Annotated in this window: 25 protein-coding genes and 1 tRNA gene; 13 read left to right on the forward strand and 13 right to left on the reverse strand. The window is 53.2% G+C overall.

What is annotated here, in order from left to right:
- Positions 1 to 502 precede the first annotated feature (502 nt).
- From ACQK2Q_RS11600 to ACQK2Q_RS11620, 5 genes are all read right to left on the reverse strand, one after another.
- A complete protein-coding gene (locus tag ACQK2Q_RS11600) occupies positions 503 to 946 on the reverse strand; it encodes an SRPBCC family protein (RefSeq protein WP_425409904.1) in 444 nt (147 codons plus the stop codon).
- A 9-nt stretch (positions 947 to 955) separates the two neighbouring features.
- Positions 956 to 2,002 carry an aromatic ring-hydroxylating oxygenase subunit alpha gene (locus ACQK2Q_RS11605; protein ID WP_425409905.1) on the reverse strand — a complete coding sequence of 349 codons (1,047 nt, stop codon included), beginning with the start codon at positions 2,000 to 2,002 and terminating at the stop codon, positions 956 to 958.
- Positions 2,003 to 2,030: 28 nt separating this feature from the next.
- Complete coding sequence (locus ACQK2Q_RS11610; protein WP_425409906.1) at positions 2,031 to 2,498, reverse strand: SRPBCC family protein; 468 nt, start codon at positions 2,496 to 2,498, stop codon at positions 2,031 to 2,033.
- Positions 2,486 to 4,810, reverse strand: coding sequence for a TonB-dependent receptor (locus ACQK2Q_RS11615; RefSeq protein WP_425409907.1), 2,325 nt, complete (start codon positions 4,808 to 4,810; stop codon positions 2,486 to 2,488). Before ACQK2Q_RS11615 ends, ACQK2Q_RS11610 begins: the two co-directional genes overlap by 13 nt.
- Before the next feature lie 146 nt (positions 4,811 to 4,956).
- Entirely contained in the window at positions 4,957 to 5,577 is a 621-nt protein-coding gene (locus ACQK2Q_RS11620) for a TetR/AcrR family transcriptional regulator (RefSeq protein WP_425409908.1), read from the reverse strand.
- A gap of 145 nt (positions 5,578 to 5,722) precedes the next feature.
- Here ACQK2Q_RS11620 and ACQK2Q_RS11625 point away from each other — a divergent pair, with 145 nt between their 5' ends.
- From ACQK2Q_RS11625 to ACQK2Q_RS11655, 7 genes are all read left to right on the forward strand, one after another.
- Positions 5,723 to 6,115, forward strand: coding sequence for a RidA family protein (locus ACQK2Q_RS11625; RefSeq protein ID WP_425409909.1), 393 nt, complete (start codon positions 5,723 to 5,725; stop codon positions 6,113 to 6,115).
- A 38-nt stretch (positions 6,116 to 6,153) separates the two neighbouring features.
- On the forward strand, positions 6,154 to 7,140 hold the full coding sequence (locus tag ACQK2Q_RS11630) for a thiamine pyrophosphate-dependent dehydrogenase E1 component subunit alpha (protein ID WP_425409910.1): 987 nt from the start codon (positions 6,154 to 6,156) through the stop codon (positions 7,138 to 7,140).
- A 7-nt stretch (positions 7,141 to 7,147) separates the two neighbouring features.
- Complete coding sequence (locus ACQK2Q_RS11635) at positions 7,148 to 8,173, forward strand: alpha-ketoacid dehydrogenase subunit beta (RefSeq protein ID WP_425409911.1); 1,026 nt, start codon at positions 7,148 to 7,150, stop codon at positions 8,171 to 8,173.
- Positions 8,174 to 8,182: 9 nt separating this feature from the next.
- Positions 8,183 to 8,404 (forward strand): biotin/lipoyl-containing protein, encoded by a 222-nt coding sequence (locus ACQK2Q_RS11640; RefSeq protein ID WP_425409912.1) that lies wholly within the window; start codon positions 8,183 to 8,185, stop codon positions 8,402 to 8,404.
- Positions 8,405 to 9,046: 642 nt separating this feature from the next.
- Entirely contained in the window at positions 9,047 to 9,862 is an 816-nt protein-coding gene (locus ACQK2Q_RS11645) for a DUF547 domain-containing protein (RefSeq protein ID WP_425409913.1), read from the forward strand.
- A gap of 109 nt (positions 9,863 to 9,971) precedes the next feature.
- Positions 9,972 to 12,206 carry a TonB-dependent receptor gene (locus tag ACQK2Q_RS11650; protein ID WP_425409914.1) on the forward strand — a complete coding sequence of 745 codons (2,235 nt, stop codon included), beginning with the start codon at positions 9,972 to 9,974 and terminating at the stop codon, positions 12,204 to 12,206.
- A 26-nt stretch (positions 12,207 to 12,232) separates the two neighbouring features.
- Positions 12,233 to 12,976: a hypothetical protein gene (locus ACQK2Q_RS11655; RefSeq protein WP_425409915.1), complete on the forward strand. Its 744-nt coding sequence runs from the start codon at positions 12,233 to 12,235 to the stop codon at positions 12,974 to 12,976.
- Positions 12,977 to 13,126: 150 nt separating this feature from the next.
- On the opposite strand, the gene ACQK2Q_RS11660 is transcribed toward ACQK2Q_RS11655, so the two are convergent.
- The 3 genes from ACQK2Q_RS11660 to ACQK2Q_RS11670 all read right to left on the reverse strand — a co-directional run bounded on the left by ACQK2Q_RS11660 (position 13,127) and on the right by ACQK2Q_RS11670 (position 17,305).
- On the reverse strand, positions 13,127 to 13,552 hold the full coding sequence (locus tag ACQK2Q_RS11660) for a group I truncated hemoglobin (protein ID WP_425409916.1): 426 nt from the start codon (positions 13,550 to 13,552) through the stop codon (positions 13,127 to 13,129).
- A 14-nt stretch (positions 13,553 to 13,566) separates the two neighbouring features.
- Positions 13,567 to 14,448, reverse strand: a complete 882-nt coding sequence (locus ACQK2Q_RS11665; RefSeq protein WP_425409917.1) for a DUF3034 family protein — start codon at positions 14,446 to 14,448, stop codon at positions 13,567 to 13,569.
- A gap of 130 nt (positions 14,449 to 14,578) precedes the next feature.
- Complete coding sequence (locus tag ACQK2Q_RS11670; protein ID WP_425409918.1) at positions 14,579 to 17,305, reverse strand: response regulator; 2,727 nt, start codon at positions 17,303 to 17,305, stop codon at positions 14,579 to 14,581.
- Positions 17,306 to 17,418: 113 nt separating this feature from the next.
- Between ACQK2Q_RS11670 and ACQK2Q_RS11675 the strand changes: the two genes are divergently transcribed.
- The 4 genes from ACQK2Q_RS11675 (at position 17,419) to ACQK2Q_RS11690 (ending at position 19,373) form a co-directional block, all read left to right on the forward strand.
- Positions 17,419 to 17,751, forward strand: coding sequence for a cupredoxin domain-containing protein (locus tag ACQK2Q_RS11675; protein ID WP_425411156.1), 333 nt, complete (start codon positions 17,419 to 17,421; stop codon positions 17,749 to 17,751).
- A 117-nt stretch (positions 17,752 to 17,868) separates the two neighbouring features.
- Positions 17,869 to 18,132, forward strand: a complete 264-nt coding sequence (locus ACQK2Q_RS11680) for a hypothetical protein (RefSeq protein ID WP_425409919.1) — start codon at positions 17,869 to 17,871, stop codon at positions 18,130 to 18,132.
- 57 nt (positions 18,133 to 18,189) lie between these two features.
- A complete protein-coding gene (locus tag ACQK2Q_RS11685; protein WP_425409920.1) occupies positions 18,190 to 18,885 on the forward strand; it encodes an integrase core domain-containing protein in 696 nt (231 codons plus the stop codon).
- Positions 18,886 to 18,944: 59 nt separating this feature from the next.
- Positions 18,945 to 19,373 carry a hypothetical protein gene (locus ACQK2Q_RS11690; protein WP_425409921.1) on the forward strand — a complete coding sequence of 143 codons (429 nt, stop codon included), beginning with the start codon at positions 18,945 to 18,947 and terminating at the stop codon, positions 19,371 to 19,373.
- A gap of 119 nt (positions 19,374 to 19,492) precedes the next feature.
- Here ACQK2Q_RS11690 and ACQK2Q_RS11695 read toward each other — a convergent pair.
- Positions 19,493 to 19,582 (reverse strand) — tRNA-Ser (locus tag ACQK2Q_RS11695).
- A gap of 163 nt (positions 19,583 to 19,745) precedes the next feature.
- Here ACQK2Q_RS11695 and ACQK2Q_RS11700 point away from each other — a divergent pair.
- Positions 19,746 to 20,018 carry a hypothetical protein gene (locus tag ACQK2Q_RS11700; protein ID WP_425409922.1) on the forward strand — a complete coding sequence of 91 codons (273 nt, stop codon included), beginning with the start codon at positions 19,746 to 19,748 and terminating at the stop codon, positions 20,016 to 20,018.
- A 45-nt stretch (positions 20,019 to 20,063) separates the two neighbouring features.
- Here the strand turns inward: ACQK2Q_RS11700 and ACQK2Q_RS11705 are convergent, their stop codons facing one another.
- Positions 20,064 to 20,861, reverse strand: coding sequence for a TerC family protein (locus ACQK2Q_RS11705; RefSeq protein WP_425409923.1), 798 nt, complete (start codon positions 20,859 to 20,861; stop codon positions 20,064 to 20,066).
- 113 nt (positions 20,862 to 20,974) lie between these two features.
- Between ACQK2Q_RS11705 and ACQK2Q_RS11710 the strand changes: the two genes are divergently transcribed.
- Positions 20,975 to 21,829: a DUF4105 domain-containing protein gene (locus tag ACQK2Q_RS11710; protein ID WP_425409924.1), complete on the forward strand. Its 855-nt coding sequence runs from the start codon at positions 20,975 to 20,977 to the stop codon at positions 21,827 to 21,829.
- Between the two features lie 305 nt (positions 21,830 to 22,134).
- On the opposite strand, the gene kdsB is transcribed toward ACQK2Q_RS11710, so the two are convergent.
- From kdsB to galE, 3 genes are read right to left on the reverse strand one after another with little or no spacing between them, the layout of a single operon-like run.
- Positions 22,135 to 22,914 carry a 3-deoxy-manno-octulosonate cytidylyltransferase gene (gene kdsB / locus ACQK2Q_RS11715; protein WP_425409925.1) on the reverse strand — a complete coding sequence of 260 codons (780 nt, stop codon included), beginning with the start codon at positions 22,912 to 22,914 and terminating at the stop codon, positions 22,135 to 22,137.
- Positions 22,911 to 23,330 (reverse strand): VanZ family protein, encoded by a 420-nt coding sequence (locus tag ACQK2Q_RS11720; protein ID WP_425409926.1) that lies wholly within the window; start codon positions 23,328 to 23,330, stop codon positions 22,911 to 22,913. The genes kdsB and ACQK2Q_RS11720 overlap by 4 nt, the downstream gene beginning before the upstream one ends.
- Positions 23,323 to 24,309: a UDP-glucose 4-epimerase GalE gene (gene galE, locus ACQK2Q_RS11725; protein WP_425409927.1), complete on the reverse strand. Its 987-nt coding sequence runs from the start codon at positions 24,307 to 24,309 to the stop codon at positions 23,323 to 23,325. Before galE ends, ACQK2Q_RS11720 begins: the two co-directional genes overlap by 8 nt.
- Between the last annotated feature and the right edge of the window lie 105 nt (positions 24,310 to 24,414).

The following is a 24,414-nucleotide window of genomic DNA, read 5'->3' on the forward strand; positions in this document are numbered from 1 at the left end:
CATGGGAGCACGTGTTGAATCAACGGCGTCCAGGCCGCCATGGCGGAATGGGTATGCTGAATGAATTGCTTGAGACGTTCCAGTAGCGCGGATACTCCAGCCATCTGCTCCGATAAATTCCATCCACGATTGCCGGCGGGCTCCATCAGGAGCAGGCCAGAATCTAATTTTAAGTAAAGGCACGGCGTTCGATCGGGGTCGGCTGGCGGTGGAAGCGGACAAGTTCGAACCCGTCTCCGGCGGAATACCCTGATATTCGGGAATTTACTGGGAAATTTCGTAATTTTAGGCTTATTTCGCTATTTTTTATATCCAGAATTCAGGCCAACTCAATACTTTAGGCTTGAATTCCCTACGCAAAATATCAGGGAAAGTATTACCCGGAGCAGCGAAATTCGTTCTGCATCAGGGAAAAATTTCTTCAACTTCAGTTGAAGGTAGAAAGAAGCATCACACAGTGGGCCAGCATACAGAGCTTCTGGTAAGGCAATCTAAATTGCCTTTACTGAACACCCAGTTCCTCTTTCAACCTCGCCACGTCCATCAACGCGTGAGTGACCCAAATATGACGGCATTCTTCATCAGAAATATCCAACGGAGTGATATCGACTGAGAATTTTATGGCGCAAGCGTCCGGGCCACATGGCGTGACTACAATGACGCCTTCATAATCTGTCCAGGGAAGCGGGCCGTTATCAGCAAGACGATAAACATAGTGTCTCCGGCGCTCGTCTATGGATACGAGTTCCTCAACGATGGAGCCGCCGCCGAGCCGCACCTTGTCCAGATGAAAAATTCGGCGCGCGCCGATACCATCGCCTTCAAAGCTAACGCCCTCCATCTGGCCGGGGATTGGCATTAGCGCCTCACACCCTTTCCAGTTTGAAAGCGTCCACACTTTTTCTGCAGGCGCTTCAATTTTTTTTGCAATTACGGCCTGCACCATCCTCGGCTCCTATTTGATAAATGCGCCGGACGGATGCGCGCGCGGAAAGCGCCGCAAAAATTGCAAGAACTTGCCAAGCGTGCGATCGCCCGCCGTCAGCGTCCCGGGACAATATTTAATAGTATTCAAAATATCGATGTCCTCGCCGATGGTGCGGTTCATCAACATCTCGGCAACACCGAAATTCTCCTCCAATTGTGCTTCAAATTCAGCACTACCGTCGCCTTTTTCAAGCGCGAGAATTGCGAATAATTCGTGTTTACCGGGCGTCGGCAGACCGAATCCGACCATGCCGCCAATCCAGAAATCGCCATAGGGTCCTTCCTGCCAGAAAACACTGGTGCCGCGAATTCCCACTGTCCATTCGATGGGAACGCCTTGTTGGTGCGCGGCGATGACTTTGTAGCGAAAGCCGTAATCATCCCACGTCACAGAATCATGCGGGTCTTCCGTGGCGAACTCTGTTTTGTGTACGACCTTGAAATGCTGCATGTCCGGCGTGTTGGCGGCGAATACCCAAGGGTCACAGTTCAAAAGTTCAGGGAAACGAAACACCCGGATGGCCAGCTTTTCGTCAGGGAGTTCAAAACTAGGAATATCAAAATCCGGCGTCTCGCCGTTAAACGCCCAAACCACCCCGTATTGTTCTTTTGTCGGGAATTTGAAAAGGCGCGCCTTAGTCGGAGCCGGATCGCCAATCGCCGTTTTTACACAAGCGCCATCGCCCCCATACTCCCATTTGTGAAATGCACACTGAACATGGTTTCCCACCACAGCGCCGATCGATAGGTCGGCGCCCACATGGGGGCAGTAAGCGCTCATCACACGGGCGACGCCATCATCGCCGCGAAATACGATCACTTTCCCATCGAGAAAGCGCTCGCCCCTGACCTGCCCCTTCTCGACTTCCGACGACATGCAGATCGGGAACCACGATTGCGAAAATACGCCGTCTTCTCCTTCTGCCGGAAGGCGCTTGCCCACCCTTTGGGAAGGGTTTCCATCGGGCATATCGACATCCGTTCGCGAGAAGTTTTTTATTGTTTGAGCCGTCATCAGTCCCGTCCTCGTAAGTCTTGTAAGTTCACGTACGCCCTTTAAGAGCCTCTTTAAGATTGCGTTCAACCAGCTGCAGAAGTTTGTGCGATTGCGCCTTCATATCCGCCACCGCTGCAGGAGCGGCGCGGTAGCGGTTCAGCCACAGCAACCGGCAACTATTTTCATCTACAGGAACTACATGAGCGCAGGCATAATAGTCCGTAAAAGGAATACCCCCGGTATCAATCAACTCGAAAGCGTAGTACATGCCGCGTTCATCCCGGCCAGTCTGGCGCTCTCGCACGACGTCGCCAACAACGTCATTTGTTAGGTAAAGCGTTCTTACCGCCCCAACGCCTTCGCCTTCGAGTTCGACTTTTGTAACAAAACCCTTGCCCAAGGTTGGCTCCCCGAACGCTCCTACAATCGACCAAACATCCTGAGACGGCGCATCGATTGCCATATCTGCGGTGATATAGACCTGTTCGAGTGTCGTTTCGTCTAAAACGACCATTTTGCCATCACCCCCCACTCGCGCGGACGCCCGAACGTCACATCCGTTGTGCCGAGGGTGTCAAACTGGCTAAGACCGTTTGAGATATAACGCTCATCGGTCAAGTTCGTGCCGAATACCGACACTTCCCAAGGTCCGTCCACAGGCGCGAGAGACAGCCGGAGGCTTAACAATCCGTATGCATCTTGTGTCAGCAACGGATTGTTATCCGCAACGTGCTGGGTGCGCGTGCGATAGGAATAATCTGCACGAAACGTCGCTTCAAGAGCGCCGCCTAGCGCCGCCGTATACTCGCCGCCAAAATTTAATGACCACTTCGGCGTTTTCACAAGCTCGCTGTCGAGTGAGATCGAAGCAACGCTGGGATCAAGTTCGGAGTACTCTGCGTCGAGGAACCCGATGCCCGCATCGAGGCGTAAATTGCGCGCAGGCACTGCATTCATCTCAAGTTCAAAGCCCTTTATTTCAGCAGCGCCTGCATTCTCCACCAGCGCCACAATCCCGCCGAAATTGTCGATCGAGACGGCCAATAACTGCATATTTGTGTAGTCCGAATAAAACATAGCGCCATTGAGAATGAAGCGCCGGTTTGCAAATTCGGATTTAAAACCCGTTTCATAGGTCCAGACATATTCCGGGTCGAAGGGCTGCATGGCGACGAATGCGTTTGTCGGACGACCGTTGAAACCACCCGATTTAAAGCCGCGCGCAGCCGATGCATACACCATGATATTATCTGTCAAATCATAGTCCAGGCTGATTTTCGGCGTCCATGCGCTCCAGTCATCTTCAATCGAAACATCATGAGTGACAACACCAGCGGAGAAGCGCTCCAGAATTGAGTCAAAACCTTTTTCATCATACGTGTACCGAATTCCTCCCGATACGCTTAGCCGGTCGGTGACCGCAAAATTCGTATGCGCGAAGACGGCGTAACTGTCATTGTCAATTCCTGCCGAGACGGCGCCGTCAAAGTCCAGTAACGGGTGAACCGGATTGCCCATGCCCCCGAGCCCGTCGATGATTCCCGCAGGCAACATTTCCAGCGCGTCATAGAGCCCAGGTGCAAAGATGATGCGGTACGTGCTCAGCCCTTCTTCGTGGAAATAAAGCGCGCCCAGAACCCAATCGAACCGGCCGTCAAAATGCGACCCGTTGATTTGCAGTTCCTGAGAAAACTGTTTCTGATTATCATCAACCGTCTGTTCAAAATATGTGAGCGGCGAATGATCAGAATCATGTCCGAAAAACGCATCCTGGTTGCGGTAAGCCGTAACCGACTTGAAGGTCAGATCACCGGCGCGCAGCGTGGCAACGCCGGACACGCCCCAAAGATCGAGATCACTGAAATTCGGTCCCGTACCATTACTTACAAACGGGTCTTCAGAAATGTAGCTGTCATCGTAAAACACCATTTGCGCCGGCGCCACGAGACCGTTCCATAGGGCGATAAGACTACCAGTCTGGTCGACATCGATCAGCGTATTCGCGATCGCATCATCACGATGGCGCGTGTAGTCTGACGACAATAAAAGGTCAAAATTTTCCGTAGGCGTCCATAGAACCTGTCCGCGCACACCCTTGGAATTAATGCCGCCAAGCTCATCGCCTGCAAGCGGGCGTTTTACATAGCCGTCAATATCGTGGGATGAAAAAGCAAGCGATGCGGCAAGCTTGTCCTCAACAAGGGGAACGTTAAGGTTTGCACGTACGTCGACGCGGTCGAACCTTCCATATACCGCTTCTATGCCGCCGGAGAATTCATTCCCGGGGCGCCGAGAAACAACATTGATCGCGCCGCCAACACTGTTTTTGCCAAACAGCGTGCCTTGGGGGCCTTTCAAAACCTCAACGCGTTCGATGTCTACAAGGTCCATAATGGAGCCGATCGAGCGCGGATGATAAACGCCATCTACATAGATGCCCACGCCAGGCTCGGTTGTGAACAGGAAGTCGGCCTGTCCAATCCCGCGAATATAAATCTGCGTGCTGGTGCTGCCGCCAGTCCCGCCTGTGCCTTTATCGAAAACAAGGTTCGGCGTGTAATCGCCGATACCGTCCAATGTCACGACGCTGCGTTTTGCGAGGTCGCCCGATGAAAATGCCGTGATTGCAACTGGCGTTTCCTGCAGGTTTTCTTCGCGTTTCCGGGCGGACACGACGATCGTGTCAATTCCGGCTACTGGTTCATCTTGAGCATGCGCCGACATTGTGACGCCGCCCGCAGCGGCCAGGGTAATGGCGATGCTGCTCGCCCCGCCAGCCAGACCGAAACCTCTCGTACCACATCCACTAGAATTTGGTTTCAACATGAGCCCCTCCCAGAATTCACGAGCGCTCATAGCGCTGAAACCAGCTTATCCGATTTTTATAATATATGCAATAATATTCTATTTTTTAGTTGTAGGCGTGTTTCTTGCTGGAAAAATAGGCGTTTTAAGCGCATTAGTCCGGGACCTTATCCGCCGTCTCCGCTCCATGATTCAAATATCAGACGCATTCGGCGATGGGTGTCGACGAGGATTTCTTCGTAGGTTTGAGTGTTCGAAATAGTCACATGGGCGTTGAAAGCGGTACGAAGCAAATTGTACAAAATGAAGGCGCCGTCCTCGGCGTCGACAATTCTGCTAAGCCGCCCAAGTTCCTGCAGCCTGGAGAGCATTTCGGCAATCTGCGCCGTGAGTTTGGTGTCAAATGCGTCAGTAATTTGCGTCAGATTTTCGTCAAGCGGCTCGAAACGGGGGTCGAAGGCTCGCAGTATGTTCACGTGTTTCCACTCATTGGTGAACCTGTAAGCCTCGTATAATGCGGCTATTGCATCAACAGCCCGCTTTGGCGGATTGGCGATCACGGCTTTTCCCTTGGCCAGCATGTCAAAAATAACCGGTTCCATCAGCGCACGCATGATGCCGCTCTTTGAGCCAAAATATTTATACATAGTGCCAATCGAGACATCTGCCTCGCTGGCAATTTCTTCTATTGTCGTGCGCCCATAGCCTTGCCGGCGAAACAATACTTCAGCCGCATCCAGCACTAAGTCCCGGCGTCTTTGTTTTGACCGTGCTCTTAATCCGCTCATGCTTTCCTTCTAATCAATCTTCGTTGTTGCGATGTGTTAGCAGAATTTGTCTGTTTATGTGATCCGACAATTTTAGAATATAATTTTGTTGATTATATTTTTATAATGACCGATACTATTTTTCATATTTTAGCAGGAGGCCGCGATGAACATCGAGCGACGGTATGGGAATGAGGCGGCGGAACGCCAGCTTGGGTTTTGTCAGTGCGTCCGCGCCGGCAATCTGGTTTTCATTTCAGGCGCTGTGAGTTGGGACGAAAATTTTGAACCTCTCCATAAGGGCGACATGGCGGCGCAGATTGATCAGATCTACCAGAATCTATCCGGCGCGTTGAAGCAATTTGATCTCACTTTCGACGACGTCGTGAAGGAAACCGGCTTTACGACGGACATGGACTCAACACTCGGCGCGCTTGCAGCGCGGGCCAAATACTACGCCAGCGGACTATTGCCCGCCGCCACCTGGGTTGAGGTTTCGCGGCTCGCCAATCCGGATCTGCTGCTCGAAATCGAGCTCATTGCCTGCACGAACAAATAGTGCGCTGAGAACGCACACTCACCTTTAAGGAGGCAGCTATGAAAGCTGGTGTCGATCAACGCCTTGAGATGTACAAGATGATGTTCACCAGCCGCCGTTATGAAGAAGCGATACAGGCGGTATATTTCGAGGAGAAACTTCCGAACTTCAACATGGCGAACGGGCCTATCCCTGGCGAAATGCATTTGTCCATGGGTCAGGAACCATGCGCTGCGGGCGTATGTATCCATTTAACAAAAGATGACTATGTCTCCGCGACCCACAGGCCGCATCATATCGCCATCGCCAAAGGCGTTGATCTCAACCGAATGACGGCGGAAATTTTCGGCCGCTCGTCAGGTCTCAGCGGCGGCCGCGGCGGGCATATGCACCTCTTCGATACGGAGGTGAATTTTTCCTGTAGCGGTATTGTAGGGCAGGGCATTGCGCCCGCGGTCGGCGCGGCGCTTTCTTTCAAAATGCGAAATCTTCCTCATGTAGCAATTGCATTTATCGGAGAGGGCGCCGCCAACCAAGGCGCCTTTCATGAATCGATGAACCTCGCCGGACTTTGGAAAGTGCCGTTTATCTGCGTGATTGAGGATAACGCCTACGGCATCTCGGTTGATAAAAAGACGTCTACAGCCGTACCGCGCAATGATATACGCGCCGCCGGATACGGCATGCCGGGAATTTATATCGAAGGCAACGATCCGGACGCCGTATATGCGGCGGCCGGCGAAGCGATTGGACGCGCGCGCGCAGGCGGGGGCCCGACCCTTATTGAAATCGAAACAGATCGCCTTACCGGGCACTTTACGGGTGATCCTGAAACCTACCGGCCGGAAGGCGAAAAGGAAAAAATTAGCGGGCGCGACGCCCTTCCCGCTTATCGAACGCGGCTTCTTGAAGAAGGCGAGGCACCTGAAGAAATTATTTCAGAAATAGAGCGTCTCGCGGAAGAAGTCGTTCGCAGCGCGATTGAGTTTGCACGCGCGGCGCCGGAACCCCCTCCGGAAGACGCGATGACAACGGTTTTTGCTTGAGGCGATTATGACCGATAGAACAAATGCAAGAAAACTCACCATCGCCAAAGCTATGACGGAAGCGCTCGGCGAAGCTATGGAAACAGATGAACGCATTTTCGTCATGGGTGAAGACGTTGGCAAGCTCGGCGGGCCTTTTGGCAACTACGCCGGTCTTTATGAACGCTTCGGCGCGGAACGCGTTCGCGATACGCCAATTTCTGAGACTGGCTTTATAGGCGCGTCAGTCGGCGCCGCCGCATGCGGAATGCGCCCGGTCGTAGAATTGATGTTTGTCGACTTTTTCGGCGTGTGTATGGACGCAATTTACAATCTCGCTGCAAAAAACGCATACTTTTCCGGCGGCAAACAACCCATTCCCATGGTGTTGACCAGCGCTGTGGGCGGCGGTTACAGCGATGCCGGACAACACTCGCAATCTCTTTATGCAACGTTCGCCCACTTGCCAGGCATGAAAGTTGTGGCACCGTCTATCGCCTATGACGCCAAGGGATTAATGCACGCGGCGCTCAAAGACGATAATCCGGTCATTTTTCTTTATCACAAAGCACTGCATGGTCTGGCATGGCTTGGCACGACTCCCGGCTCTATTACTCATACGCCAAAGGAGTCTTATGAGACGCCAATCGGCAAGGCTGCCATATTGCGTGAGGGTCGTGATGTGACGATCGTGGGCTTGAGCTGGCCCGTCCATCTTGCACTCGCTGCTGCGGAAGAACTGGCGGAAGATGGCGTCTCGGCGGAAGTCATCGATCTGCGCTCACTCGTTCCGCTCGACAAAGAATGCATACTGAAATCCGTTCGCAAGACCGGCCGTCTCGTTGTCGTCGATGATGACTATCAGAGCTTTGGTATGACCGGCGAAATTATTGCCCTTGCATCGATTGAGGCGTTCGGCGCACTTAAATCGCCGCCGCAACGCATCGCTTACCCGGATATCCCGATCCCCTTCGCACGACCGATGGAACAATTCGCGCTGCCCAACAAAGAAAAGATCGTCGCAAGCGTCCGGGCGACGCTTGCTGCGCATTAAGAGAGCGTCATGAATATAGTTATTAACATGTGGACCAACGATGACGACGGCGCACTCAGCAAATGGTTTGTCAGCGACGGCGACGAAGTGCGCGAAGGCGACATGATCGCCACCGTTGCGCTCGAAAAAACCGAGTTTGAAGTTATAGCGCCCGCCAACGGACGGATTTCGATTGAGGTTCAGGAAGACGGCGTCGTGCGCCCGGGGGATGTCATAGCTAAACTGATATGATTCTTACCCGCCGTCCTTCGTCCCTACTGAAAACTCGATTTATGTTCAGTTTTGCGTAAGATTGGGGGAAGCGCAAAGCTTGAGTCATTAAAGAATGGCTGAATATTCTCCCAAGATTATTGCTGGATTTGGCCCAAACAAGAACGGCGTCGCTGGCTGACAAGACAGCCTCAAGACCCGGGCATGGAAGCGTGATAGACAAATGCTTTATCAATGCATACACGCGACTCTATAACCATCCGAAAGCGGTCTTTCGAACACGGGCGCCATAGCAGACCGCGCACAAACAAAAACTTAGCCAAAAAAGCAGTGCAGCCCCCACCGGAACGATGCGAGAGCCGTTGTGCGCCGGATACGAAATTTCGGCGGCGCAAATCGCCTTTCAGAGCTTTTATCAACTAACCTTTATTAGAGAACCGCCGGCGGGCGCCGATATATACAGCGCCGCTGAAATAATTTAGCGGTCGGCGGCTTGGCGATATCGTCTCGCGCTATATAGATGAAGACGGCTTAAAAGCGCGCGTGAGCGAACCCCGCTTTGCAGGCTTTCACCAAGATGTGAGCTTACGTGTTTAGACAAAATGCGCTCTCTTGATCCAGTAAAGCCGGTGTGACGATCACAACGATATTGATAAGGTACACATGAAACAATTTATTTCTTTTACAAGTACGGTTATTTTTCTGCTCAAGATCAATTCAATTGCATTGGCGCAAGGATCGTTTGCGGAGTTCAATAACTTTACGTACAACAGCACGGAAACGCTTTCGCACGATGCCTTCGCGTCATTCATCGAAACATACGCAGCCGAAAATGAAAGCGGGGTCGTTTTGGTTGATTATGGACGAGTATCGCAGGCCGATCGCGCTGCGCTGAAACAATATCTTGAAAAACTGCAAGGCATAGACCCGACAGCCCTTAACAAGAATGAAGCGTTCGCTTACTGGGCCAATCTGTACAATGCGCTGACGATCGATATCGTGCTGGACAACTATCCAGTCGAGAGTATCCGCGATATCAAGTCAGGGCTTTTTGCAGCGGGACCTTGGAAAAAAGATCTTGCTTCCGTTAACGGCGTGACGGTAACGCTCGACAATATCGAACATGATATTCTGCGGGAATTCTGGAACGAGCCCAGAGTGCATTACGCCGTCAATTGCGCGTCCATAGGGTGTCCGAACCTCCCCTCCCCTCCGTTCACAGGCGCTAGGCTGGACGACCGCCTCACGCAAGCGGCGAAGGCTTACGTCAATCATCCTCGCGGCGTTCGCGTGCGGAACGGCAGAGTTGAAGCGTCATCTATCTACAAATGGTTTCAGGAAGATTTCGGCGGCGGCCAAGCCGGCGTCATCGCCCATTTGCGCCGCTATGCGGAACCTGAACTGGCGGGCGCGCTCGCGGAAACAAAAGGCGTCGAGCGTTATAATTACGACTGGTCGCTTAACGACGCATCAAACTGACGTTTTTGTACGTATTTATCATCATGACCTGCATCGGGCGATATTCTTTCGCGCCGATAAACCCGCCTGACGCAAAAACCCAAGACAAGCGAGCACACAATTGAAGCACATGACATATATCATTAATCGCTGTTGCACAGCCTTTATATGCCTTGCAGCGCTTGGCGCCATGATCAACGGCGCCGCTTCGGCGCGATCCGCCGCCGACGAAGACATCATCATCGTGACCGCGCAAAAGCGCGAACAGCCCTACAATGAGGTGCCGATTTCCCTCGACATATTGGCGGGCGAAAAACTGGACGCGATCAGCGCTCACGGCGAGGATATTCTCTTTCTGTCCGCGCGCGCGCCAAGCCTTTACGCCGAAGCATCGTCCGGACGGACATTTCCGCGTTTTTATATCAGAGGGCTCGGCAATACAGATTTCGACTTGAACGCCAGCCAGCCGGTTTCGCTTGTTTACGATGAAGTCGTTCTTGAAAATCCCATCTTAAAAGGCTTTCCCGTTTTCGACCTTGACCGCATTGAAGTCTTGCGCGGACCGCAGGGCACGCTTTTCGGACGCAATACGCCGGCGGGCGTGATCAAGTTCGAATCCGCAAGACCGACGAAAACGGTTGAAGGCTACGGCCGGATCTCTTACGGCCGTTTCAACACAATCGATGCCGAAGGCGCCGTGAGCGGCCCGCTTGCCGGCGATGTTTTGACCGCACGCCTTTCGGCCCTTTATCAGCGGCGCGACGATTTCGTCGAGAACGCATTCGACGGCGGCGGCGAGAACGGTTTTGAGGAGTTCGAGGAATTCGCCGGACGGCTCCAGTTTCTCTATGCGCCTTCTGACAATTTCAGCTCATTGTTGAACATTCACGGCCGCCGGCTAAACGGCGGCTCGCGACTGTTTCGCGCCAACATTATCGAACCGGGAGAAGGCGGCTTAATTGGCGGGTTCAACAGGCGCCAGTCAGCACAAGACGCGACGCAAATTCTCGACGTTTTTAACATTGGCGCCAGCCTGAAAAACGAAATCGGCCTTGGGTTCGGCGACCTCACCACCGTTACGGCGTATGAAAAAATCGGCGTTACCGCGCGGGGCGACGTCGATGGAGGTTTCGGCGCTGTTTTCGCCCCGCCTTCAGGGCCGGGTCTTATTCCTTTCGCGGCCGAAAGCGCTGATAACATCACGGGGCATGATCAGTTTACGCAGGAAGTTCGCCTTCAATTCGAGTCTGCCGCTCGCGTAGACGCAACTGTCGGGGGTTTCTTCTTTTATGAAGACCTTCAAATCGAGAATTTGAGTTTTGATACGCTTGCGGGCGGAACGCTGAACGGTTTCGCCACCCAGGATCAGGAAACCTTCGCCTGGGCGCTCTTCGGTTCCGCCGACTGGCGCATTACCGAACGGCTGACGCTCACGACAGGCTTGCGCGTTTCCGGCGAGAATAAGGATTTTTCCACAGAGCGTCTGGTCGGCCCGTTCGGCGCGCCACCGCTGGGGCCGATCACTCGGGATCTGGAGGATACGGTCGTCACCGGCGACATTGCCGCGCATTATGAACTCACGCCGACAGTCAACATCTATGCGCGTTACGCCCGCGGTTTCCGGGCCCCGAACGCGCAAGGCCGGATCGTCTTCGGCGATGTCGTCACCACTGCGGACACCGAGACGATCAATTCATACGAGGCCGGATTTAAATCTGTATTCTGGGACGGGCGCGGCAGCTTCAACGCCTCCGCTTTTTATTTTCGCACCAGCGATCAGCAACTGACAGCCGTCGGCGGCGCGGGCAATTTCAATCAGTTATTGAACGCCGACGCAGTTGTCGGTTACGGCTTCGAGGTCGATGCGGCGCTGGAGCCGGTGGATCGGCTGCAAATCACCGCCGGTTACAGCCTTAACGAAACCGATATCCGCGACGGCGATCTGGAAGCGGGCATATGCGGGGCGCCCTGTATTGTGCTCGATCCCGTAAATCCCGTGACTGGAAACGCGCGGATCGACGGCAATCCGCTCCCGCAGGCGCCGCGTCATATCGCCAACGCCACCCTTCGATACGGCGTTCCGGTTTTTTCCGGTCACGGAGAGTTGTTTGTGTTCACCGACTGGGCCTATCGCAGCCGGGTCAATTTTTTCCTTTACGAAAGCGCCGAGTTTCAAAGCCGGCAACTGCTCGAAGGTGGTGTGCGCGCAGGCTACGCAGACGCTTCGGGCCGGTATGAAATCGCCGCTTTCGGGCGCAATGTTCTTAATGCGGAAGAAATAGAGGGGGCCATTGACTTCAACAATCTATCCGGCTTCGTCAATGACCCTGCAACATGGGGGGTGGAAGTTCTTGCACGGTTTTAGCCCTGTAAAAGTAGGAGTTTCAACATATGCCAATGTTTAGCCGATTGATCTGCCCCGGCGCAGCCTCACAATTTTTTATCGCCGCATGTGCGATATTCATTATTATCAGTCATACTGGACCGGCTGTTGCTGAACAAGATTCGCTGCCTGCCCCGGTCGATACGGCGTTGCGCGAAGCTGAAGCCGTCAGCGATTTACGCGTATCTTTCACAATGGAATTTCAATGGATGGGCGGGCTGACGGTCGTGGAGCGATACGATGCCGGCCGGGACGAGTGGGCCCCGGTCTCCGGCGACAAAACCGCATTAAGCGATAACGCGAGAGATAACCTCGAAAAATACAAACAACTGGAGTCAGCGCCCGGCGGTCTTATTTACGCCGACTATCGCGACCATCTTTCAAATGTGCGATTAACGGATGAAACAGCCGATACGCTGACCTATTCGTTTTCTTCGCCGCAAGCCCCCGATATGGACGGCGAATCGCCGGTCCGGACTCAGCTCATTATCGATAAAGACCGCCAGGAGCTGATGCTTTATTCCGTTCGCTCGCTTCGATCTTTCAAACCCGGTGCGCTCGCCAAGATTAACGATCTTGTTTTCCGGCAGCGCTTCGAGCGCAAAATACAAGGTGCGCCGCCGCTGATGACGCATTTTTACTGGCGGATGAAAGGCGAACGCATGTTCGGCGCCGTCAATAAGGAATTCTCAATGCGCTTTTCCGATTTTCAACTCGAAAAAACCGGTAATGCACAGCAAAGATTGAAATGAGATAGCATCGCCCCGACAGTTTTGCGCCTCACAAAGGTGTCTTGCTGTGTCAGCGTTGGATTTTATAGCATTTACATTGCATAGTGGATTTTGGTTCGCGCTAGTATAATGCGAAAAAATCGATAGCCGTACGGCGTACGGGCTTAACGTCTATTCTACGACAATATCACGTTTCATAGGCGCAAGCAGTTTCAGGAGCTTATTCTGTGTTCGGAACGGAATATTGTGATTATTCATGGCGTTCTGAAGAATTTCAACAATAGCGTTGAAATCCGCTGTTGTCATGTCTAATCCGGAATGCGCTGCATGCATGTCCAGACCGTCATAGACGCAAGGCCCTCCGGTTAATTCGCACAATTGCAGCGTCAGTTTTTCCTTAAAGCGCGGAATACTCGTCTCATCGAACGTCGCCGATACGCGCGGATCATCGAGCGCCATCGACGTAAAATCCTCCACGATGCGGGCAATGCCGTCTTTTCCTCCAAAAGCGCGATAAAGGCGATCATCTTCAGCGGACGCGGCGTCGGAAAGCATAAGCGACACAGCCAATGTAATGACGAGCGTGCGAATATTCATTTGTTAGTCCTTAGTTAAAACCCAACTTGCAGCGAAAGATATGCGCCGCGCTGATTGTCCTGTAGCGCGATCGAACCGAGGTCCGCGTAAGCGGCGGTTAGGGAGACATGCTTATTGATGAACCACGCACCGAAAATATCAAAGGCGTCGTTTTCCGCCGCAAAACCAAGGTTATCCGGTTTTGTGCGATATTCGACGCCGGCGGCGAGGTTGCGGCGGATAAGATAGACAAGCGAGCCTTCGAATTGCACGGACCTGTCGTCATTGGCGTCGCCGCCATAGCCGAGAATGCCGAACTGGTTGGCGCGAGTATATCGCAGCGTCGCATTGGCCAGAACACTCTGACCAAGAAACAGCTTACTGGCCGCCACATAAAAATCGACATCATCGTCGCGTCGCGCGCCCACCGCCGCGAGAACAGTCGCATCGCTCGTATTTTTATACTGAACGCCGGCGGCGATTTGCGGCAGCCATTTGTCCTGATCGTAAATAGCGTCGCCTACCAATCTGACTTTCACGCCAACAACGTCCTGTTCAAACGTATAACCTTGCCCTAACCCTAGCGCCGCGCCTGTATCGCCAGTATCGAACCAGCTATGGGCGTAGGAAACCTCAACACGATCAAACAAACCAATGGCCGCGCCAGCGGAACGGAGCGTGTAGTCAGGTAAAATCACATGAGTGTAATGGGCATTGGCGCCGATGCTGCGGTCGCTGCCGTAACCGGAAATCAAGGCCCATGCGGAGAGACCGCCTCCTCCCGCGCCTTCGACCTGGCTCACGCCTCCGGTTGCGATGAGTTTCGCTGAATCGCCAATCGGAACGCCTTGCGCGGAGACGATAGCTGGAAACAGCGCAGCGCCCAAGATTATGGTGTTCAACAAGTTGAAACGCATGATGACAAGCCTTCTGCAGTCACGACCGACACTGCACAAAACTGGTTAACACCCGGTAAGAACAATTTTTCTATGTTGAAAAATTACAGCAATGCGCTGAACAGACATCCGTCTGACGTACACTTTTATGCTATGCGCTAGCGCTGGCGCGGCGGTGCGATCGGGGCGCTGTCCATTTCTCAATCATGGCGTCAAGCGCATCCTTGCGGATCGGCTTCGCCAGAAAGTCATCTATGTCGGCGCTTGTCACAGCCTTGCGATCAGCGTCCAGCACATGGGCGGTAGCAGCGATGATCGGCGTTCGCGGCAATCCTTTTTCTCGCTCGAGCGTGCGTACCGCGCGCGCGGCGCCAAAACCGTCCAACACAGGCATCGAAAGATCGGTGATGAAAAGTGACGGACGCTTTTCCTCAAACATGCTCACCGCAATTTCACCGTTCGCCGCCATAGCGACGTCGTATCGCGAGGCGTCGATCAAGTTTTTAATCACCATTTGATTGACGATATTATCCTCGGCGATCAAAACCCGGGGGCGGTCTTGAGATGTCTCGGTATTAGTAGAGTCGCCGCCGGCGCTGCGTAAATCCAAGGCCGTATTCTTCAGTTCGATCGCCGCCGCGTCGTTTAGCGCTTTGACGATTGCGTCCATCAGTTTCGACGCGCCGAGCGGTTTCGAAATCCACGCCGCATACCGGCCTTTCTGATGATCAGACGCGTTCGGTCCCGTGTCCACGGATGAAAGCATGATGACAGGCGTCGCCGCGTACCGTTTGTCACGCTGGATACGACCCGTGAAATCGTCGCCGGATTCGCCCGGCATCTGGTAGTCCATGAGAATTAATCGGTAGGGTGCGTTCTCGGTGCTTGCGCGCTCCAGCGCAGCCTCGCCCTCGCGCGCCGACCCGACAATATCGGCCTGCACGCCCCAGTTTTCCAGAAGTTCCTCCAGCAACATACGATTGATCCGGTTGTCATCGATGGCGAGCACACGCAATCCGTCGAATAGAGCGTGATTGACGCACGGTAGCCTTTCAACCGAATTATCGACGGGCAAGGTCATATCTATGCGGAAACAAGAGCCCTCGCCTATCGTACTAGTTGCACTAATCGCGCCACCCATCAGGTCGATAAGCTCCTTGCAAATAGCCAGGCCAAGACCCGTTCCCTCATAATTTCGGGATTTCGAGTCATCCGCTTGCTCGAATTTTTGAAACATGCGGGGCAGGTCCGCTTCTGCAATGCCGATGCCTGTGTCGCTGACTTCAATGCGCAACTCGACGCACTCGCCGTCAACTTTTCCATCAACATTGATGAGCACATGCCCTTCCTGGGTGAACTTTACTGCATTGCCGGCGAGGTTGCCGAGAATCTGCCGAATACGCGTCACATCGCCAAAAACGCCTTCCGGCACTGAAGGCGCATAGCGAACGATCAACTCTAAGCCCTTCTGCTGGGCCGTAGCCTGCATCATGGCGCCGACCTCGACGACCGTTCGGCGAAGATTAAAAGCTTCATTGCATAGCGTCATTTTTCCGGCGTCGAGCTTTGAAAAATCAAGAATAGCGTTAATGACAGCCATAAGATTGGCGCCGGAAGACAAAATAATAGACACCAGTTCGTGCTGACGCTCTGTCAGATTTGATAGTTTCAAAATCTCCGCCATGCCGAGCACGCCATTCATTGGTGTACGAATTTCATGACTCATGTTGGCGATGAAGTTCGATTTTGCAACCGCCGCCGCCTGAGCCGCTTCCTTGGCTTCGCGAAGGCTGGCTTCGCGCTCCTTTAACTCCGAAATATCGGTCCAGATTAAAACTGAACCCCCATCGCTGGATTCAGAACGGGAAACACTGACCCAGCTTCCATTCGAAAGAGGGATTTCATCCTTGTCAAGAATGCCTGCAAGAAGCGCTTCCGAAACCTCGCCGTTATTGCGGAGTATAAACTCCATATCTTCGAGCGACTCGTTAAAACAGGCGCCGGGGTCCAGCGCGGCCGCTAGTTCAGGAAAACAGCTCTCAACCTTTGAATTGGCATAGATAATTTTATGATTCTCATCGAGCAGCATTACCGCTGCATCCGCCGTTTCGAGCGCGTCAGCCATACGGGTTTCTGCGGATCTGGCTCGCGCCTCTTCCCGCGCCAGCATGTCTGCGATATTCAGTTGCATTACGCGCATGGACCGCAGCAATGCGCCGGTTTCATCGGCGCCGCCGTCCGGCAACGTAGCTTGAAAGTTACCTTGGCTGACCTTGTCAGCCGCGTGAGCTGCAATCCTCAAGGGCCTTGAAATCTGCCGTGTCAATATTATCGACATCAAGATGGCAAGCACCATGGAGGCGACGACTGCGCCGATCGCGAGTTTGCGCGAGCGCGCAATAGCATCGACAGCGCGCTGGCGTTCCCGAAAACTATCAAGCGACATGGTTTCCGTCAGAAGATCAAAATGCGCGGCGATCTCAGCGGCAAGTGCAGATTCTCGCGGACCCGTGTTTGATTCCCGGATATAATTCAGCCAACTGCTGAACTCGCGGCGAATAGTGTCTACCTGACGGCGTGCATCATCGCTCAGTACGCGCTGCGCCGCAATGTCGAGATCATCGTGAAACAGCGTTTCAAGCTCGCCAAGCGGCTTGCCGTCTCGATGCAGGACGCGCATCTGGTGAAAAGTCGAATTGGCTGCGCGCGCATAATTAAGCGATTGCAGGGGCCGGTCATAAGTATCCTTAACGATATCACCCGCTTCGGATATCGCGTAAATACTCCAAATGCCGTAGGCAAACAGTAGGGCGCAGACGCAAAACAGCGCCGCAAAAATCTTCGCCCCAATTGATCTAAATCGCTTCTCGATTCGCATCCGCGGCCCTGCTTGCCTTACGCGCCAGACGCAGAGAGAATTCACCATTTTTGTTAAAACCAATTAAAGAATTCCGGCTCTACATTAAGAAACAAGGTGCGCTTATGATTAAAATGAACCATTTGTTTAAGTTAACGCTTTGTTGCGTTTTGGGCGTTATCGCCCCAGCCAGCGCGCAAGATTCCTCGAAAATTGAAATATCCCAAAAGGACCGGCGGTTTCATCCCGCCGCCATCAGCGTTCCCCGAAATTCGACTCTTTATGTTCTGAACGATGACAAGTTCACACATCATGTTTTTTTTAATAAGGGCGGCAAACAATTTGACTCCGGCGAACAACCGCCCGGCGAAACGGTTAGCCTCACCATGGACGAACCAGGCGAATTTGAAGTCCTGTGCGCGATCCATCCAAAAATGCGCCTGAAAATATCGGTAGGCGACGAATAAACAGCTTGCGAGATTGCGCCAAATGTGACCCGACTCCTTTGAATGCTGCCTGTCCCTACCGAAAACCGGATCGGCTGTAGGCTTGCATAGGCTATTGCCATTCGCCATGCTCAGTTTATGCTGGGTTGGCTAAAACTCTTTATTCTTTTTCTATCGGACTTTGCGAAACCTCGCTCGGTTCTCGAAGCTGAGATCACCGCGCTTCGCCAACAAGTTATTACCCTAAGACAACAGGCGGCCAAACAGATCACTTTGCGTCGGAGTGATCGACTGCTTCTAGCATTCCTTTATCGCTTTTTCCCCGAAATCCGAAAAGCAATCCATATCGTTCAGCCCGAAACGCTTGTTGGCTGGCATCGCATGGGCTTGCGGGCCTTGTAGCGCTGGAAATCGCGACCTCGCGGCGGGAGACCCAAAATTTCGAAGGAATTCCGAGATGTGATCCGCGAAATGAGCTTGGCAAATCCGCTCTGGGGAGCACCGCGCATTCACGGCGAACTGAAGATGCTGGGAATCGGCGTCGCGCAATCAACAATCGCCAAATATATGATCAAACACCGCGGGCCGCCGTCACAAGGCTGGAAAACATTCCTGCGCAATCATACGGATGGGATCGCGTCTTGTGATTTTTTCATTGTCCCCACGATTGGCTTCAAGTTGCTCTATACCTTTGTCGTTCTAGGTCATGGCCGCCGGAAACTGTTGCATATTGGCGTAACCGCGCATCCGACTGCCGAATGGGCGGCCCGGCAAATTACAGAGGCTTTCCCTTGGGACACGACACCAAAAACACTCATTCGTGACAATGATGCGATTTATGGCGCCGTCTTCAAGAGTAAACTGAAATCAATGGGTATACGAGACGGCCCGACGGCGCTGAGATCGCCATGGCAGAACGGCCATGTGGAAAGACTAATCGGCTCCATCCGATGCGAATGTCTCGATCATATGATCATTCGTGATGAAGATCACTTGCGCAAAGTTCTGAAAGCTTATGTGAAATATTACAATGAAGTTCGAACGCACCTTGGTTTAGAAAAAGATGCTCCTCATCAGAGACCCGTTCGGCGAACTGGCATGATCAAATCAGCTCCGCATCTCGGCGGATTGCACCACGAGTATGTCAGAATCTAGTTTTCGGTAAGGACAACGGGATTGTCATCGACGCACTGAATCAATCTCAGACGGAGCAAGTGAGCATACGCATTCCGTGCCAGCTTGAAAAACCGAGCCATCGCCGTTACATCCTGCAAGCTGGCGGAAAAAACAACCGAAATGAAGGTCTTATCAAAGCTGTCGCCCAGGCGTATGGGTGGCGCAAGGCGCTTGAGATCGGCGCATTTTCGTCGGTAAAGAACTTGGCGAAGGCTAAGTCGCTTTCAGAGCGATATGTCTGGAAAATCCTGCGCCTTGCGTATCTCTCACCGAACATCATTGAGACCATCCTCAATGGAAAGCAGCCGCCAGGACTTTCGCTCCGGCAGATCAACGAAACGCAGCTGTCTCCCATCTGGAGTTCGCAAACTCACTCGCTCGGATTTGATGCTGCACGCCAAACCGTCTCTCGCGCCGACACTGAATCACTCAAATACGCCGAGAGACGTTCGGTCACCGCCCTCTAAATCACGCCGACCTCAGCGGCCCGGGAGACTGCATGCCTATCAAATTAAGCCAACAACGCATTGAAAAACCGGCGCTAAATCAAGCGCTCCCGGGAACTGCTATTTTGATCGAAATTAGATGGCGGACAGAGAGGGATTCGAACCCTCGAGACGGTTACCCGCCTACACGCGTTCCAGGCGTGCGCCTTCAACCACTCGGCCACCTGTCCTTCAGAACCGCCGCAAATACCAGCGAGGTGCCAAGCGCGCAAGGCTTAATCCCCTGCCTTTTCAAGCCCCTTGGGCGGTCTGCGTTTTGGGGGTTTGCAGGTATCGGGCCGCCGGGTTATCTTTAATTCCAGAGTTTTGCGTTAACTATAAGAGGGGGCCGGCATGGCGGCGTTTCGGTTTATTGCGTGGGTGCTGGTGGCGCTAGCAATCGCATTGTTAGGGGCGGACGGCGTCTCATCGCTGGAAAGCGGCGAGCCCGTGATGCGAACAACAGAATCTGTGCTGGCGCTGATGGGCGTTGATGGCGCGTCCATCGTGGACAATTCTCCCGGCGGCGTCTCCCAGGCGCTTGGCACCATTATGGGACTCCCTTTGTGGGGCGTCCTCGGCATTATTGGCGTGGTGTTGACGCTTATTTTCCGCCCGATGGAATAAAGCGTCTGAAGTTACTTTTCCATGATGACACGCAGACGCCAGAGCCTAGTGCGCTGCGTCGCCAAGTTCTTTTGCGCGTAACGCCTCAAGCTTGTTGCGGTAGCGGGTCTGCACAATCGATACAATCACCATCACGAATATGACGAAATAGAAACTCGCTTTTGACATCGCCTCAACTTTGAACGTGAACAACTCCATATGCGCGAGATGGCCGCCCTCGGTAATCAGCAACACCCCGACAATAAACAGAATGAACAGGCCGATCACTTCAAACATGCGATTTTTCTTCAGGAAAATGGAAACCTGATCGGCCAGCACGATCATCATGACGCCGCTGATGATTATGGCGGCGGCGATCACCCAGACGACATGCGTCAGCGCAATCGCCGAAAGCAGCGAATCAAATGAAAAAATGAGGTTCACGAAGACGATTGTTGCAATTGCAACGGGAACGGATTTCGTGTGCTGCTTGTCGAGATTTTCGACATGCTCTACAGCGAGCAGATGCATGATTTCTTTTACCGCTGTATACATGATGAAGCCGCCCCCCAGAATTGACACCAGCGCGTGAAAGGTAAAGGAAGCGACAAATACGCGCTCGATTTGTATGTCAAAAAGCGGCTGGGTCAGCGAATTGATAAGCCCCAACACGACAACCATCAAAACAAGCCGGAGGATTATAGCGAGCCCGATGCCGATCCAGCGCACCCTTCTCTGATAGGCTTCGGGCACACGCCCGGATTCGATGGATATATAAAGAAGGTTATCAAAGCCCAGCACCGCCTGCAGCGCGATCAGCATAAGCAGCGTAAACAGGTTTTCCGGGGAAAGTAGAGATTCCATAGGTTGAGCCTTATTTTTTGCCTTCGCTGCAGTGGGCCATGTTCGCAGCATATTGGCAAGTCATGCAGCCTGCGCCAGGGTTTGATACGGCCGGTTTTTTCAGGGGAGCTACAGTGCGTATTCAGTTTATCATCGCAGGCGTCGTATTACTTGTCCTTTACAGCGTCTTGCTGGTCATAACCATGCGTACGCCGCGTAATGACCGGATTTGGGAGCACGCGTTTTCCCGAACGCCGTATTTCGAAACGCTCAGCGCGAAGGACATGGTGTTGCGTGAGATGCGCGATTTTGAGTTCGGCAAAGACGGCGCGCCTTTCAAACAGCAATGGGTTGATCAGATTATCAATAGAGAAGATCTTGCGGAAATCTGGTTTTTTATCGAGCCGTTTGAATCATGGGACGGCGCGGCACACAGTTTTTTGAGTTTTGTTTTTGACGGTGAAACCGCGCAGACCATCAGTATTTCCGTTGAAGCGCGCAAAGAAGAGGGCGAGACCTACTCAGGTTTGCGCGGCGCCTTCAACGCCTACGAATTGATTTATCAATGGTCCACAGAGAAAGACATACTCTCGCGTATCGCTGTTGGTCTTGATCATGAGCTATATGCCTACCGTCTCGACATAACGCCGGAGCAGACGCGCATTGTTTTTAACCATTTCGTTGACCGCACCAATCAATTGCGAAACCAGCCGCGATTTTATAATACGCTGACGTCCAACTGCACCAATGAGCTCGCAAAAGCGGTGAATTCTGCATTTCCGGGCGCGTTACCCTGGCACTATTCCCATGTTCTGACTGGGTATGCGGCAGAGCATCTTTACGCACGCGACTTAATTGATGGCGCGCAGTCCTTTTCAGCTTTGAAAGCGGATGCGGCGATCGGCGATCTCGTCCGCGCACATTCCGGCGCGGATACGGCAGCCTTTCCAAAAGACTGGCGCCAAGCTGTTTCACGCCGAAGCGAGTGAGCGCAGCGACAATCCGAATTGGTTAAAATCGTCATTCGACGAACTGTTTTCCCTTCGCGCCAAAATGCAGGCGGCGTATCTTTTCACCGCTGCTGCGCACGCTTATCTCCCGCTCATAACAAGAAACGGAGAGAACCCCTTGGCCAGACTGATTACAATCATCACCACCGTCAGCGTTATCGCCGCTGCAGCTTACCCCGCGATCTACGCATATTCAGCGTTGGCGTAAACAACGCTCCAAAAACCAGGCGGTCCGCCACCCTGCGAACCGCCGACAGGCGCCGCCTGCACGCACACCCCAACCCTTAGCGTCCGGCGGCGCCGTTTTTTGTCCTTTGGACGAACGCAGCGTAATCTTGCTGCGTGTCGACGCCCGGCGCGGCCTCGCCCACAACGCCAACCGCGATTTTTTCATTCATTTCCAGAATACGAAGTTGCTCCAGCCGCTCAGCAGTCTCTAAAGCGCCCGACTTCGCTTGAGCAAAACGCGTAAGACTTGATTTTGAAAAAGCGTAAACGCCCACATGAAGGAAATAATCTGATGGCGAGGCAATAAAATTGTTGTTATCTCTCGGCCACGGACAGACAACCCGCGTAAAATATCGCGCCCAATGCAAGCGCGTCTCTATTTCTTCACCCAGAAGCGCTTTTACCGCCGCCGGGTCCTCCGGCGAACCGGGACCATAACGCGCAGTATCAGGGAAACGGCAGGCCAGCGTCGAGGCAAATGGTTTTACGTTCGCCTGAATTTCGATCAGCCGGTCAATATGCGCCGGTGAAATCTCGGGCTCGTCCCCTTGCAAGTTGACGATGATTTCCGCTTCTATCGTCTCCGCCGCCTCGGCGGCGCGCGCACTTCCGGAACTATGCGTTGGCGAGGTCATAACCGCCTCTCCGCCAAAACCCATTACGCAATCACGGATGCGTTCATCATCGGTGGCGACAATAATGCGGGAGGCGTTTTTCACCAGCCGTGCATTCTCAAAGACATGCTGAATGAGCGTTTTGCCGGTGTCTTTTAACAAAGGCTTACCCGGCAAGCGGCTCGACTGATAACGGGCCGGTATGATGATCGCCGCGCTCACAAAACGCGTCTTCTCACGATTTGCGCTGCGCCTATTGCGGCGAGAAACCCGCACAGCGCGCCCAGCGCGTTTGCTATTGCGTCCGCTAATTCTGGCGAGCGCACACCGCCCATCCCTTGCAGTATTTCTAGCGCTATTCCGTATAGCGCCAGCCCGATCATCGTCGCCCACCGTCTTGAATATAAAAACAGACGCGCCCAGAACGCTGATACGGCAAGCGCAGCATAGGCGATAAAATGACCGATTTTATCGGCGTTTTCAGCATCCCCCAATATGGCCGACGACAACCAGCGCGTAAACGCAAAGCCGGATTCTGTCTCCACTGGATTAGGCGTCAATGTGAGAAAAGTAACGCATAGAAAAAGCGCGACAAAGAGAACACGCAGCCACAAACGGTGCACCGGCATATCAGCCATCGCGTTTCGCCAGTTGACGTTCCCACTCAATCGCTGTTTCCACGATGAAGTCGATATCATCATAGCGCGGTCGCCAGTCGAGAACAGTGCGTATGGCGGCGTTGTCCGCGATTAATTGCGCAGGGTCGCCCGCGCGCCGCGGCGCGGTTTCGTAGGATAATGCTTCGCCTGTAACCCTGTGGAAGGCTTCTACAACTTCGTAGACGGAATAGCCGCGCCCATAGCCGCAATTCAGCGTGATCGACGAACCGCCGCTGCGTAATCGCTCCAGGGCTTCGAGATGCGCTTGCGCAAGATCGCTCACATGTACATAATCGCGAATGGCGCTGCCGTCCGGCGTCGGATAGTCGCCGCCATAAATTTGCAGTTTTTCCTGGCGCCGGCCAAGCGCAATCTGAGCGGCCGCCTTGATCAGATGCGTCGGCTTGCCGATTTCTCCGGCGCGCATATCAGGATCAGCACCGGCGACATTGAAATAGCGCAGCGTTACATAGGAAAGATCGTGCACTGCGGACGCATCTTTCAGTATGCGCTCACTCATCGCCATAGAAGCGCCATAAGGCGTAATCGAATGCAATAACGCCTGTTCGGAAATCGGCACGCGATCAGGCACGCCGTAGACAGCGGCGGTGGATGAAAAAATGAAACGCTTTACGCCCGCTTCGACACAAGCGCGCAAAAGCGTCAGAATATTCGCCGTATTGTTGGCATAGTAATCCAACGGCTTTTTGATTGATTCCGGAACCAGAATTGATCCTGCGAAATGTATAACTTCTGTGATATTGTGGTCTTTAAAGGTTTTCGCGAGCGCGGTCTTATCGCCGACATCCGCTTCGATAAACGGAATTTCTGCAGGCGTCAGCCAGCGCGCGCCGGTTGAAAGATTGTCGAGCGCAACGGCGTCCTCTCCGGCGTCTTTCAGCGCCAGCAACATATGGGCGCCGATATAGCCAGCGCCGCCTGTTACAAGAACGCTCATAAAGCCGCTTTCATCCTCCCATTATCGCCGCAATGAGTTGGTAGTGATTCTATGTCACTTTTCTTATACTCTTTTTATAGGCTTTTTTGCACGCGGGATTAAAAG

Origin of the sequence: Hyphococcus sp., from assembly GCF_965228385.1 — a bacterium.
GTDB lineage: Bacteria > Pseudomonadota > Alphaproteobacteria > Caulobacterales > Parvularculaceae > Hyphococcus.